This window comes from Streptomyces sp. NBC_01460, from assembly GCF_036227405.1.
Taxonomy (GTDB): Bacteria; Actinomycetota; Actinomycetes; order Streptomycetales; family Streptomycetaceae; genus Streptomyces.
The window spans coordinates 5,550,905-5,564,164 of sequence record NZ_CP109473.1; the positions used below are offsets into that span (position 1 = coordinate 5,550,905).

Consider the following 13,260-nt stretch of genomic DNA (forward strand, 5'->3'; position numbering starts at 1 on the left):
CCGGTGTTGCCGGTGGGTTCGCATCGGTTTCTTCTGGCATGTGGCGACTCCGTCCCCTCGCTGATCACCTGGTGTAATGCGCAGGAAATCTAGGCGAGAGGTCCGCCCATCGTCACCCCCCGTCCGCATTGCGGTCCTGCAACGGTCCGGTGTCGCCCGAAATGACTGATCCCCCTGTGTGGACAGGGGGATCGGTCGCGCCGGAGGTCCGGAAGGTCTCAGTCGGTGGGACGCTTCAGGCGGGCCACGAACTTGTACCGGTCGCCCCGGTACACCGAGCGCACCCACTCCACCGGTTCGCCGTGCCCGTCGATCGAGTGCCGGGACAGCATGAGCATGGGGAGGCCGACGTCCGTGCCGAGCAGCCCGGCCTCGCGCGGCGTGGCGAGCGAGGTCTCGATGGTCTCCTCCGCCTCGGCGAGCCGGACGTCGTACACCTCCGACAGAGCGGTGTAGAGCGAGGTGTACTTCACCAGTGAACGGCGCAGCGCGGGGAAGCGCTTGGCCGAGAGGTGTGTCGTCTCGATGGCCATCGGTTCGCCGCTGGCCAGCCGGAGCCGCTCGATCCGCAGCACCCGCCCGCCCGCCGTGATGTCCAGCAGCCCGGCGAGCGTGTCGTCCGCCGTGACGTAGCCGATGTCCAGCAGCTGGGAGGTGGGTTCCAGGCCCTGGGCGCGCATGTCCTCGGTGTACGAGGTGAGTTGCAGGGCCTGGGAGACCTTCGGCTTGGCGACGAAGGTGCCCTTGCCCTGGATGCGTTCCAGCCGGCCCTCGACCACCAGCTCCTGGAGGGCCTGGCGCACCGTGGTGCGCGAGGTGTCGAACTCCGCGGCCAGGGTCCGCTCGGGCGGCACGGGGGTGCCGGGCGGCATGGTGTCCGTCATGTCGAGGAGATGGCGCTTGAGCCGGTAGTACTTCGGGACGCGTGCCGTACGCGCACCCGCACCCGTGCCGGTCTCGCTCGTACTGCTGCCCCCGTCGGCACCCATGGCCCGCCTTCCCGACTGCTGCGTTGCTGCCGTCACCGGCTCCTCCGTCTGTCGCGGCTCACATGGTGGCACGGTCCGGTCACGGCTCGTCGCCCTCCCTCAGGTGTCGGTCCGATAACGGACGCGAGTGCACTTCTTATACACCCTTGACACCCCTAAAGGTCTAGGCCAAGCTCCCGGTACTGGTCTAAACCATTAAAGACCAGGTCCCAGCCCCACAGGTAGCGCCGGCGTACGTCTTCGCGGTGGGCGGGGGGTTGCTGGTATCCCTGAGGAGGGTGTGGCATGAAGCGCAAGCTCATTGCGGCAGTAGGCGTCGCAGCGATGATGACCGGAATCGCGGCGTGTGGTGGGGACAGTAATGACAACGCCTCGAAGGACCCGAAGGACCGTACCGAGAGCCTGACGGTCTGGCTCATGGTCGACGCGCAGAGCACCTGGCCGGAACTGGTCAAGGACGTCAACGCGCAGTTCAAGAAGAAGTACCCCAAGGTGAAGGTCAACGTCCAGTACCAGCAGTGGGCGGACAAGGCCAAGAAGCTCGACACGGCCCTCGGTGGCGACAAGTTCCCGGACGTCGTCGAGCTCGGCAACACCGAGACGATGCAGTACATCCTCAACGGCGCGCTGGCCGAGATCGACCCCAAGAAGTACGACAACTCGGACACCTGGATCAAGGGTCTGAAGGACACCTGCACCTTCGAGGGCAAGCAGTTCTGCGTGCCCTACTACGCGGGCGCCCGTGTCGCGATCTACAACAAGGACATGCTCAAGAAGGGCACGGGCAGCGATGTCCTCCCGCAGACCGAGGACGAGCTGCTCACCGCGCTCGACAAGGTCTCGGCGGAGTACAACAAGAAGGACAAGCGCTTCTCGTCCCTCTACCTGCCGGGCCGTTACTGGTACGCGGCCATGTCCTACGTCGCGGGCTACGGCGGCTCCATCGCCGAGTACGACGAGGGTGCGAAGGAGTGGAAGGGCAACCTCTCCTCCCCCGAGTCCCAGAAGGGCATCGAGCACTTCGTCAACCTGGTCAAGAAGTACAACAAGGCCGACCAGACCAAGGACGAGCAGGACCACGCCAACGTCATGGCCAACGAGAAGACGGCCCTGATCTACGGCAACGGCTGGGAGGCCGGCTCGGTCGTCGACGGTGCCAACAACGGCAACCCGAAGCTCGAGGGCAAGATCGGAACGGCCGGCATGCCCGGCCCGGACGGCAAGGCGCTCCCGTCCTTCATCGGCGGCTCCGACCTCGCGGTGACCGCGAAGTCGAAGGTCACCGACCTGGGTGAGGAGTGGGTCTCCCTCTTCACCAGCGAGAAGTCGCAGGAGGTGCTCACCTCCAAGAACATCCTCCCGAACAACGAGAAGCAGCTCGAGCCGCTGAAGTCCAAGCCGGAGACGGCCGCCGTCGCCAACGCCGTGCCGGACGCCTGGTTCACGCCGATCGCGCCGGGCTGGACCTCCATCGAGAAGGAGGAGGTCCTGGAGAACATGCTCCTGGAGATCCTCAAGGGCACCTCGGTGGCCGACGCCGCCAAGAAGGCCGACGACAAGATCAACGAGCTGATCAACAAGTAGTCACGAGCCTTCGGCTCTCCAGGCGGGGGCCCGGCGAACACCGGGCCCCCGTCCCTTTCTTAGGTTGAGAACGCCGTGATTCCCGGGTAGAGACCCCGGGTGTCCCGATGGAAGGTCAGTCACGTGACTGCTGCCGACACCAAGGCCGCCGGTCCACCGGTCCCCGTACCGCGTGTCCCGGAGAAGACCGGGACCTCGCCCGCCCCGCAGGAAGCCGCCGGGCCGCGCCCGAAGAGACAGCGCAGGAAGGGAGAGCTGCTTCCCTATCTCCTGATCCTGCCGGCGATCCTGGCGATCGCCGCCGTCTACGTCTACCCGCTGGTCAAGACCGTGATCATGTCCTTCCAGGACCTGGGACGGGCGGCGCTCTGGGGCAACGGCGAGACCCCGTGGGTCGGCTTCGAGCAGTTCACCAACATCCTCGGCGACCCGGACTTCTGGGCGGTCGTCGGCCGGACCGTCGTCTTCATGACCATCTGCGTCGTGCTGACGATGGGCATCGGCCTGCTGATCGCCCTGATGATGCTCCGGGTCTCCACCTGGGTGCGGATCGTCCTCACGGTGGCGCTGATCGCCGCCTGGTCGATGCCGCTGATGGTCGCCGCGTCGGTCTTCCGCTGGCTCTCCGACTCCGACTACGGCCTGATCAACACGCTGCTCGCGAACATCACGGGCGACGAGGACCGGTGGCTCGGCCACAACTGGTTCCTCGACCCCTGGCAGGGCTTCGGCATCATCACGCTGCTGGTCGTCTGGGGCGCCATCCCGTTCGTCGTGATCACGATGTACGCGGCCCTCACCCAGGTCCCCAAGGAGCTGGAGGAGGCCGCCTCCCTGGACGGGGCCACGGCGTACGGCGTCTACCGCTACGTGACCTGGCCCGTCATCAAGCCGGTCTTCACGATGGTCGCCACGCTCTCGGTCATCTGGGACTTCAACGTGTTCGGCCAGATCTGGCTGCTGCGCGGCAACAAGCCCGAGCCCGACTACGAGACCCTCGGCCTCTACTCGTTCTCCAAGGCGTTCGAGTCCACCTCGTTCAGTCAGGGCAGCGCGATCGCGCTGATCACCGTCCTGATGCTCTCCGGTGTCGCCGTGTACTACCTGCGCCAGCTGATCAAGACGGGAGAGGTCGAATGAGTGCCTCCACGACCACGGACAGGCCGGCCCAGGTCCTGAGGCCCGACCGCAAGCGGAACCGCCTCGGCTACAACGTCCTGGCACTGGTCACGGCCGCGCTGATGGCCTTCCCGGTCTACTGGCTGATCGTCAGCTCACTGCGGCCCAACCACGAGATCCGGTCCTACGACCAGACGCTGTGGCCGTCCTCCCTCACCTTCGACAACTTCGCGCGAGCGGTGAAGCAGGACAACTTCGGCACGGCGATCCAGTCGAGTCTCATCGTCTCGGTCACCGCCGTCGTCGGCGGGATGATTATCGCGACCCTCGCGGCGCTCGCCATCGGACGCTTCCGCTTCTTCGGACGGAAGGCGCTGATGATGATCATGATCCTCGTCCAGATGCTGCCGCCGACCGCGATGCTGATCCCGATCTACCTCCAGCTCAACGCGCTGGGAGGCATCGACGAGTACTGGGGACTCATCGTCGTCTACCTGGTGTCCACGCTCCCGTTCGCGACCATCATGATCCGCGGATTCGTGATCAACATCCCGGTGGAGCTCGAGGAGTCCGCGATGGTGGACGGCTGCACCCGCATGGGGGCCTTCCGCCGGGTCATCTTCCCGCTGCTGGCACCGGGACTGGCCGCCGCGTCCATCTTCGCGCTGGTCAACGCGTGGAACGAGTACCTCTTCGCGTACATCCTGATCAACGACAACTCCAAGTACACGCTCAACGTGTGGCTCATGACCTTCACCACGGAGCGCGGAACGGACTACGGCGCCCTGATGGCGGCCTCCACACTGATCTCCATCCCGGTCGTCATCTTCTTCATGATCATCCAGGGGAAGATGGCTACGGGGCTCACCTCCGGCGCCGTGAAGGGATAACGCAGCCCCATGACCACCCTCGTATCCACCACGGACACCGTCACCCGCGACGCTCTCGCCGTCCTCCAGCCGGGCTTCACCGGTACGAGCGCCCCCGACTGGCTCCTGCGCAGGGTCGGCGAAGGTCTCGCCTCCGTCGGACTGTTCGGCCGGAACATCCACTCTCCCGAGCAGCTCGCCGCCCTCACGGCCCGGCTGCGCGCCGAGCGGGACGACGTGCTCGTCGCGATCGACGAGGAGGGCGGCGACGTCACCCGGCTGGAGGTCCGCAACGGCTCCTCCTTCCCCGGCAACCTCGCCCTCGGTTCCGTCGACGACGTGGACCTGACCAGGGCCGTCGCCCAGGAGCTCGGCCGCCGGCTGGCCGAGTGCGGGGTCAACCTCAACTGGGCCCCGTCCGCGGACGTCAACTCCAATCCGGGCAACCCGGTCATCGGTGTGCGGTCCTTCGGTGCCGACACCGCGCTCGCCGCCCGGCACACCGCCGCGTACGTGGAGGGGCTCCAGGCCGCCGGCGTCGCCGCCTGCACCAAGCACTTCCCCGGGCACGGCGACACCGCGGTCGACTCGCACCACTCGCTGCCCCGCATCGATGTGGACCTGGACACCCTGCACGCCCGTGAGCTGGTGCCCTTCCGCGCGGCCATCGCGGCGGGTTCCAAATCGGTGATGAGTGCACATATCCTGCTTCCCGCACTCGACCCGACCCGTCCGGCGACCCTGAGCCCGCAGATCCTCACCGGTCTGCTGCGCCAGGAGCTGGGCTACGACGGGCTGATCGTCACCGACGGCATGGAGATGGACGCCATCGCCGGGACGTACGGCATCGAGCGCGGATCCGTCCTCGCCATCGCCGCGGGCGCCGACGCCATCTGTGTCGGAGGCGGGCTGGCCGACGAGGACACCGTGCTGCGGCTGCGCGACGCGCTGGTGGCGGCGGTACGGACCGGTGAACTGCCCGAGGAGCGGCTGGCCGACGCGGCCGCACGTGTACGGGCCCTCGCGTCCTGGACGCAGAGGGTCAGGGGGGCTGCCCCGGAGCCGGGCGCGGACATGCAGGAGGGGACCGCGCCCGGCGCCGGAGCCGGGATCGGACTGGTCGCGGCCCGACGGGCCGTGAGGATCACGGGTACCGCCGAACCGCTGACCGAGCCGGCGTACGTCGCCGCCCTCACCCCGGTCGCCAACATCGCGGTGGGCCACGAGACGCCCTGGGGCGTGGCGGCCGAGCTGTCGCGGATCCTGCCCGGCACGGAGACGGACACCTACGACGGCGGGAGCCCGGAGCCGGGCGCCGAGGTGCTCAGGGCGGCGGGGGAGCGGCGCATCGTCGCCGTCGTCCGCGACGCCCACCGGCACGCGTGGATGAGCGAGGCGCTGGACGCCGTGCTGGCGGCCCGTCCCGACACGGTCGTGGTCGAGATGGGCCTGCCCGAGGCGCCGCCCCGGGGCGCGCTGCACATCGTCACCCACGGCGCCGCACGGGTGTGCGGGGTCGCGGCGGCGGAGGCGATCACGGGGACGGGGGCCTGAGCCCCGGAGGGACGACGCACGAGGGCCGGGCCACCGTCACGGTGGCCCGGCCCTCATGCGTGTACGGCGAACGGCTACAGGCCCTGCCACGGCGGCTTCGCGGCGTACGTGGCGCGGAAGTAGTCGGCCAGCTTCAGCTTCGACGCCGCCGCCTCGTCGACCACGACCGTGGCGTGCGGGTGCAGCTGCAGTGCCGAGGCCGGCACGATCGAGGCGATCGGGCCCTCGACGGTCTGCGCCACGGCGTCGGCCTTGCCTTCGCCGGTGGCCAGCAGGACCGGGTGGCGGGACTCCAGGATGGTCCCGATCCCCTGGGTGATGACGTGGTGCGGCACCTGCTCGATGTCGTCGTCGAAGAAGCGCGCGTTGTCGATCCGGGTCTGCTCGGTGAGGGTCTTGATCCGGGTGCGGGAGGCGAGCGAGGAGCACGGCTCGTTGAAGCCGATGTGCCCGTCGGTGCCGATGCCGAGCAGCTGGAGGTCCACCCCGCCGGCCTCGGCGAGCGCCTTGTCGTACGCCTCGCAGGCGGCCTGGACGTCCTCGGCGGAGCCGTCCGGGCCCATGAAGGACGCTTCGGACAGTCCGAGCGGCTCGATGACCTCGCGGAGCACGACCGAGCGGTAGGACTCGGGGTGGCCGGCGGGGAGTCCGACGTACTCGTCGAGCTGGCAGATCCGGGCGCGCGAGACGTCGACGGCGCCGGAGCGGACCTTCGCCGTCAGGGCCTGGTAGATGGGCAGCGGGGTCGAGCCGGTGGCGACACCGAGCAGGGCGTCGGGCTTGCGGCTCAGCAGGGCGGCGATGGCCTCCGCGATGAGCTCGCCGCCTGCCGTGGCGTCCGGGACGATGACAACTTCCACGCTGTGCCTGCCGATCTGGAGAGTGGCGTCATGTGGTATAGACCAATTGTGGGTCCCAATCTAGCAGAACGGGGCGGTGCGGAGGTGAACCGTCCGTGAGTGGGGCACCGGTTGTCGCCCTGTCGGCGGACGGTCCGTCCGTGAGGGGGAGCGGCCCTCGTCCGTGAGAGGAGAACACCCCCGGAAACACCCGCGGGCCGCGGCGCCGGGACGGGACCCTCAGCCCGTCCGGCACCGCAGCCCGGAGCTACCTGGCCGGCGGTGTGCGGTGCCTCCGGCCACTGGAGGCACCGGCGCAGTCAGGGCAGAGAGCGCCGGGTGCCTCGGTCCGCTCTCCTGTGCGGGGAGAGCGGAGGTCTGTCGCGCGGGGACGGGCCCTGCCCGTCATGTCCCCACGTGGTGCATTGTGGACTAGACCAATAGGCCGTGTCCATCCATGGGCGCGGACAATCTCCCGTCCGGGCCGCCCCTCACAGTGTCACGTATCCGGGCGCCGATCGGTTCGGAACCTCTTCCTTTCCACGGGTACGCTCGCACGTGTGCCCTCCATGAACGATCTGGTCCGCCAGCACACCGCCCTCAGTGACACCGACCTCGAGTGGCTCCACCTGCTGGTCTCGGAGTGGCAGCTGCTCTCCGATCTCTCCTTCGCCGACCTGGTCCTGTGGGTTCCCACCCGCGACGGGACCCGCTACGTCTCCGTGGCGCAGATGCGGCCCAACACCGGCCCGACGTCCTACCAGGACGACATGGTCGGCCACCTCGTGCCGCGCGGCCGCCGGCCGCTGCTGGACGCCGCCCTGGACGAGGGCCGCATCGTGCGCGAGGGGGACCCGGAGTGGCGGGAGGAGGTGCCCGTCCGGGTCGAGTCGATCCCCGTGCGGAGGGAGGGCCGGATCCTCGGGGTCATCGCCCGCAACACCAACCTCCTCACCGTGCGCACGCCCTCCCGGCTGGAGCTCACCTATCTCCAGTCCGCCTCCGACCTTGCCCAGATGATCGCCGCCGGGTCCTTCCCCTTCCCCGGCCAGCAGGTCGACATGGACGCGTCGCCGCGCGTGGGTGACGGGCTGATCAGGCTCGACGCCGACGGCGTCGTGCAGTACGCCAGCCCCAACGGCCTCTCCGCCTACCACCGGCTGGGCCTCGCCTCGGACCTCGTCGGCCACAACCTCGGCGCCACGACCGCCGAACTCGCCCCGTCGCGCGGCCCGGTGGACGAGGCCCTCGTCAAGGTGGCGAGCGGGTACGCGCCCAGGGAGTTCGAGGTCGAGGGCGCGGGCGGGGTCATCCAGCTGCGCGCGATTCCGCTCAAGCCCAAGGGGGTGCGCATCGGGTCGCTGGTGCTGCTGCGCGACGTCACCGAACTACGGCGCCGTGAGCGGGAACTGATCACGAAGGACGCCACCATCCGGGAGATCCACCACCGGGTGAAGAACAACCTGCAGACGGTGGCCGCCCTGTTGCGTCTCCAGGCGCGTCGGATGGACTCGGAGCGGGGCCGTGAGGCTCTCAACGAGGCGGTACGGCGCGTCGGTTCGATCGCGATCGTCCATGAGACGCTGTCCCAGAATCTGGACGAGCGGGTCGAGTTCGACGAGATCGCCGACCGGGTGATCGCGATGGTCGCCGAGATCTCACCAGGGAAGGTCACCTGCCGTCGCACGGGGCGCTTCGGGATCCTCGACGCGGAGGTGGCCACTCCGCTTGCGATGGTGCTCACCGAGGTGCTGCAGAACGCGCTGGAGCACGCGTTCACCGTGGCCGAACACGGCACCGTGGAGGTCTCCGCGGTGCGCGGCGGCTCACCGGCCGAGGGGCGGCTCCTGATCACGGTGACGGACGACGGGCGCGGGCTGCCCGAAGGGTTCGATCCCCAGCGGGCCGGCAACCTGGGCCTCCAGATCGTACGGACGCTGGTGGTGGGTGAGCTCGGCGGCACCTTCGGCATGGTCCCGGCCCCCGAACGCGGCACCCAGGTGGTGCTCGACATCCCCGTGCAGAACGACAAGTAGGCCGGCTGTACGGCGGTCGCCACCGCCGTCACCCGTAGAAGCGCAGTGGGCCCGGACCGTTGTAACGGTCCGGGCCCACTGCGTGGTGCTCACGGTGCGATGCGCTTCGGGGGTACTGCGCGCTGCGACTCGAAGGCGGGGCTGTGCGTACGCTCTGTACGCGCCGCCGGGCTGAGGCTCGTCGTGCGGGGGGCGTCGGTCAGGCGCTGGCGTTACGCGCCCGGTTGCGAGCGGCACGGCGCTTCATTGCGCGGCGCTCGTCCTCGCTGAGGCCACCCCAGACGCCGGAGTCCTGGCCGGACTCGAGCGCCCACTGCAGGCACTGCTCCATGACGGGGCAGCGACGGCAGACGGCCTTGGCTTCCTCGATCTGCAGCAGCGCAGGACCGGTGTTGCCGATGGGGAAGAACAGCTCGGGGTCTTCCTCACGACAAACGGCGTTGTGACGCCAGTCCATGGCTGCTACCTCTCCTTGGTATTACATGCTGGTGCTTGTGAATGTGAACGCTTTCACGAATCCCCCCGCAGACGAAGGTCCGACGCCCAGATGAACTGGATGTGGTCCTGTTGTGGTGAGGAGGGGTTCTGGCTCTCAGTGGAGGCCGATGTTGCGGGCCGTCCCGATCGCCATGTAGAGATTCGCAAACCTCGGCGGCGGATACAACCCCTTCTGGAAACTTTTTTTTGATTCCTCGGTGTCGACTAGGTCACAGCCGTACTTCTAAGGGGTGGGGGCCAGCCCAAACGTTCGAGTCAAAGGACTTTCGCCCCTTCTACTCACACAATCACACGCAGTGCACGGCGTACGCCTGTGAACGTCACGCTTGTACGCAGTCCCAGGTGGTCGCCGTCCATCTGGAAGGGCAGTGGAGCCTTTGAATGCAAGGTGAAGTCCGTGAGGTCGTGCAAGGAGACGGCGTGCTTGCCGTGTGGGCCCTTCTCGGGGCTCGAAGTGAGCAGCTGAGTGGCGTACCGGGTCACGGCCGGGGTGGAGAGGCGCTTGAGGGCGAGGATGTCCAGGGCGCTGTCGAAGGAGGCCTTCGGGGAGGCGTATATCGGGCGGTTCCCCAGGTAGGTCCAGGGCGCGGTGTTGCAGATTATCGACAGCGCGAGGTCCGTGACCGGGTCCTGGCCGGGCACCTCCAGGGTGATCAGCCCGTTGCGCCGGTGCGGGTCCTCCATGAACTGCCGGAGCACCTGGCGCACGTACAGGGCGTGGGTCGACCGCTTGCCCCGCTCGCGCTTCTGTTCGACCCTGCCGATGACGCCCGCGTCGAAACCGAGCCCCGCGCAGAAGGTGAACCAGCGTCCCGGAACGGCCTCGTCCGCCGTGCCCGGGGTGCCGGCCGCCAGGCCCAGGCCCACCGTGCGCTCGCTGCGGTCGGCGAGGGCGTCCAGGATGGCGCCCGTCGCCTCGACGGCGTCGTTGGGGATGCCCAGCGCCCGGGCGAAGACGTTGGTGGACCCGCCGGGGACCACGGCGAGGCTCGGCAGGCCCTCCGGATCGGGGCCGTCGTGCAGCAGCCCGTTGACCACCTCGTTGACCGTGCCGTCACCCCCGAGCGCGACCACCAGGTCGATGTCGTCGGAGTCGGCGGCCCGTCGCCCCAGGTCCCGGGCGTGCCCGCGGTACTCGGTGGTCACGGCCTCGAGTTTCATCTCGCTGGCCAGGGCGTGGATCAGTACGTCACGGGTCCGCGCACTGGTAGTGGTGGCAGCTGGGTTGACCACGAGGAGTGCGCGCATGTCCGCCAGAGTACCTACGCCGCGCCACCGCCCTGAAGTCACGATCCAGGGGGTCCGCGAGCGGTCACGCTGGGTGACCGGATCGCCGTGTCGTGTCCGGCGCGGCCCCGGCTTCACGATCGGGCGGCCGGGATGCGAATCTGAAAGACGTGAGCACTCAGCAGAACACGCCCTCTCCGTCGCCCTCGGCCGACGCGGAGAAGCCGGGCCGGATCGCCGCCCTGGCCGCACTCAACGCGCTCGAAGGCGCGGCGCTCGTCGTCGGCGGGATCTACATGCTGGCCGTCGGGCTGTTCGGGACCCCCGACGACATGCAGCAGGCCGAGATGGGCGGACTGACGCTGGTCGCCCTCGGCCTGATCCCGCTCTTCGCGGCCCGCGGGCTGCTGCTGCGGCGCAGCTGGAGCCGTGGCCCCGCGCTCATCACCCAGCTCATGGCGCTGCCGGTGGCCTGGACCCTGCTGCGGGCCCAGGGCGCGCTGATCCCCGCCGGCATCGTCCTGGCCGCCGTCGCCGTGACGGCGCTCGTCCTGGTGCTCGACCCCGCGACCACGAAGGCGCTGGGCATCCGGAGGTCGCGGACGACCCCCGACGCCTGACCCGCGTCCGGGCCGGGGCACCCGGCCCGTCCCCGGGACCCTTCCGGCCGCTACTCCTCGACGAGCAGCCGCTCGCGCAGCTGTGCCAGCGTGCGGGCGAGGAGCCGGGAGACGTGCATCTGGGAGATGCCGACCTCCTGGGCGATCTGCGACTGGGTCATGTTGCCGAAGAAGCGCAGCAGCAGGATCCGCTTCTCGCGCGGCGGGAGGTCCTCCAGCAGCGGCTTGAGCGACTCGCGGTACTCGACGCCCTCCAGCGCCTCGTCCTCGGAGCCCAGCGTGTCCGCGACCGCCGGGGACTCGTCGTCCGTGTCCGGGACGTCCAGCGAGAGCGTGCTGTAGGCATTGGCCGATTCCAGCCCCTCCAGGACCTCCTCCTCGGAGATGCCCAGGCGCTCCGCCAGCTCGTGCACGGTGGGGGAGCGGCCGTGCTGCTGGGAGAGCTCGGCGGTGGCCGTGGTCAGCGACAGCCGCAGCTCCTGGAGGCGCCGGGGCACCCGGACCGCCCAGCCCTTGTCCCGGAAGTGGCGCTTGATCTCGCCGACGACCGTCGGGGTCGCGTACGTCGAGAACTCGACGCCGCGGTCCGGGTCGAACCGGTCCACCGACTTGATCAGGCCGATCGTGGCGACCTGGGTCAGGTCGTCCAGCGGCTCGCCGCGGTTACGGAACCTGCGGGCCAGGTGCTCGACCAGCGGCAGGTGCATCCGCACCAGCCGGTTGCGCAGCTCGGCCTTCTCCGCCGAGCCGTCGGGAAGCTCCCGGAGCTCGATGAAGAGCGCCCGCGCCCCGCTGCGGTCGTGTGGATCGTGGTGCCTGTGCTCGCTCATCTGGCCCGCCCGCTCCGCCTGCGACTGCTCCACCGCGACCGGACGGCCCTGCGCGCCGTCCGCACCGTCCGGCCCGCCCTCCGGGTGCGGCCGGGCCTGCTGTTCCGGGAGGGCCGCTGGGCGCACCGCCTCCGACCGGATCGTCTCGTCCCGCACAGGACCGTCCCCGTTCCCGTCGCTCACGCCGGCCCGGGTCCCGCGCCGCGCTGTTTGTAGAGGCTGATGCTGACCGTACGGTCGTCGGCGACCGTGGAGTCGACCTTGCCGGCCAGTGCGGAGAGCACCGTCCACGCGAAGGTGTCGCGTTCCGGGGCGCGGCCGTCCGTCGTGGGGGCCGAGACGGTCACCTCGAGGGAATCGCCGACGAGGCGGAACACGCAACTGAGCACGGAGCCCGGCACGGCCTGCTGGAGCAGGATCGCGCAGGCCTCGTCGACCGCGATACGGAGATCCTCGATCTCATCGAGAGTGAAGTCCAAGCGCGCTGCGAGACCGGCCGTGGCCGTACGCAGCACCGACAGGTAGGCACCCGCAGCGGGCAGCCGGACCTCTACGAAGTCCTGGTTCCCGGGCTCGCCTGCGATCTGGGACACCCTCACCTCCAAGGTGGCACAAACTCGTTCGAGGCTCCGGGACGAACGCCCGGGGCCATGCGGACCGTCGCCGGTTCTGTGGTTCGGCGACGCTGTCGCGACCCATGATGCCGTGTCGCCGAGACCGCAACCCCACCGTCACTCATGGTAGGCACACGAGTACGCACAGTGGCTAGAGGTCTGCGGCGGTCAATTGCGAAGAACCGGCGCCGGTTTGACGTACCCAGGCGTCAGACGATCGAACCGTCCACGAAGCACCAGCGCCAGCTCTCGGCGCATTCGAAGCTGCGCATCACCGGATGCCCGGTCTCCCGGTAGTGCGCGGTGGCGTGCTTCAGGCGCGAGGAATCGCAGCACCCGACGTGCCCGCAGACGAGGCAGAGACGCAGCTGCACGGGATGGGTGCCCGCCTCCACGCACTCCCGACAGGTGTCGTGGAGCGGGGCGGGCTCGGGGCGCGGCAATTCGGATACGTGGGCGCACTCACTCATGATGGCCACGT

Annotated in this window: 13 protein-coding genes; 6 read left to right on the forward strand and 7 right to left on the reverse strand. The window is 69.1% G+C overall.

The window, feature by feature from the left end; translation table 11 throughout:
* Positions 1-218: 218 nt before the first annotated feature.
* Positions 219-989, reverse strand: a complete 771-nt coding sequence (locus tag OG488_RS25175) for a GntR family transcriptional regulator (RefSeq protein WP_329238986.1) — start codon at positions 987-989, stop codon at positions 219-221.
* Positions 990-1,274: 285 nt separating this feature from the next.
* Between OG488_RS25175 and OG488_RS25180 the strand changes: the two genes are divergently transcribed.
* The 4 genes from OG488_RS25180 (at position 1,275) to OG488_RS25195 (ending at position 6,115) form a co-directional block, all read left to right on the forward strand.
* Positions 1,275-2,573, forward strand: coding sequence for a sugar ABC transporter substrate-binding protein (locus tag OG488_RS25180; protein ID WP_329232702.1), 1,299 nt, complete (start codon positions 1,275-1,277; stop codon positions 2,571-2,573).
* Positions 2,574-2,696: 123 nt separating this feature from the next.
* Complete coding sequence (locus OG488_RS25185; RefSeq protein WP_329232703.1) at positions 2,697-3,713, forward strand: carbohydrate ABC transporter permease; 1,017 nt, start codon at positions 2,697-2,699, stop codon at positions 3,711-3,713.
* A complete protein-coding gene (locus OG488_RS25190; RefSeq protein ID WP_329232705.1) occupies positions 3,710-4,582 on the forward strand; it encodes a carbohydrate ABC transporter permease in 873 nt (290 codons plus the stop codon). Before OG488_RS25185 ends, OG488_RS25190 begins: the two co-directional genes overlap by 4 nt.
* 9 nt (positions 4,583-4,591) lie before the next feature.
* Positions 4,592-6,115, forward strand: coding sequence for a glycoside hydrolase family 3 protein (locus OG488_RS25195; RefSeq protein ID WP_329232707.1), 1,524 nt, complete (start codon positions 4,592-4,594; stop codon positions 6,113-6,115).
* A gap of 74 nt (positions 6,116-6,189) precedes the next feature.
* On the opposite strand, the gene nagB is transcribed toward OG488_RS25195, so the two are convergent.
* On the reverse strand, positions 6,190-6,975 hold the full coding sequence (gene nagB, locus OG488_RS25200) for a glucosamine-6-phosphate deaminase (protein WP_329232709.1): 786 nt from the start codon (positions 6,973-6,975) through the stop codon (positions 6,190-6,192).
* A gap of 548 nt (positions 6,976-7,523) precedes the next feature.
* Here nagB and OG488_RS25205 point away from each other — a divergent pair.
* Positions 7,524-8,990 carry a sensor histidine kinase gene (locus OG488_RS25205; RefSeq protein WP_329238988.1) on the forward strand — a complete coding sequence of 489 codons (1,467 nt, stop codon included), beginning with the start codon at positions 7,524-7,526 and terminating at the stop codon, positions 8,988-8,990.
* Between the two features lie 199 nt (positions 8,991-9,189).
* Here OG488_RS25205 and OG488_RS25210 read toward each other — a convergent pair whose 3' ends face one another.
* The gene (locus OG488_RS25210; RefSeq protein ID WP_003953983.1) at positions 9,190-9,447 is read right to left on the reverse strand and encodes a WhiB family transcriptional regulator; all 258 of its coding nucleotides are present in this window, start codon (positions 9,445-9,447) and stop codon (positions 9,190-9,192) included.
* A gap of 320 nt (positions 9,448-9,767) precedes the next feature.
* The gene (locus OG488_RS25215) at positions 9,768-10,736 is read right to left on the reverse strand and encodes a diacylglycerol/lipid kinase family protein (protein WP_329232711.1); all 969 of its coding nucleotides are present in this window, start codon (positions 10,734-10,736) and stop codon (positions 9,768-9,770) included.
* Positions 10,737-10,885: 149 nt separating this feature from the next.
* On the opposite strand from OG488_RS25215, the gene OG488_RS25220 reads away from it, so the two are divergent.
* Positions 10,886-11,335 (forward strand): hypothetical protein, encoded by a 450-nt coding sequence (locus OG488_RS25220; protein ID WP_329232713.1) that lies wholly within the window; start codon positions 10,886-10,888, stop codon positions 11,333-11,335.
* Between the two features lie 50 nt (positions 11,336-11,385).
* Here OG488_RS25220 and OG488_RS25225 read toward each other — a convergent pair whose 3' ends face one another.
* The 3 genes from OG488_RS25225 to OG488_RS25235 all read right to left on the reverse strand — a co-directional run bounded on the left by OG488_RS25225 (position 11,386) and on the right by OG488_RS25235 (position 13,249).
* On the reverse strand, positions 11,386-12,321 hold the full coding sequence (locus tag OG488_RS25225) for an RNA polymerase sigma factor SigF (protein WP_329238991.1): 936 nt from the start codon (positions 12,319-12,321) through the stop codon (positions 11,386-11,388).
* A gap of 23 nt (positions 12,322-12,344) precedes the next feature.
* A complete protein-coding gene (locus OG488_RS25230) occupies positions 12,345-12,758 on the reverse strand; it encodes an anti-sigma regulatory factor (RefSeq protein WP_014154139.1) in 414 nt (137 codons plus the stop codon).
* Positions 12,759-12,988: 230 nt separating this feature from the next.
* Positions 12,989-13,249, reverse strand: a complete 261-nt coding sequence (locus OG488_RS25235) for a UBP-type zinc finger domain-containing protein (protein WP_329232714.1) — start codon at positions 13,247-13,249, stop codon at positions 12,989-12,991.
* Positions 13,250-13,260: the final 11 nt, after the last annotated feature.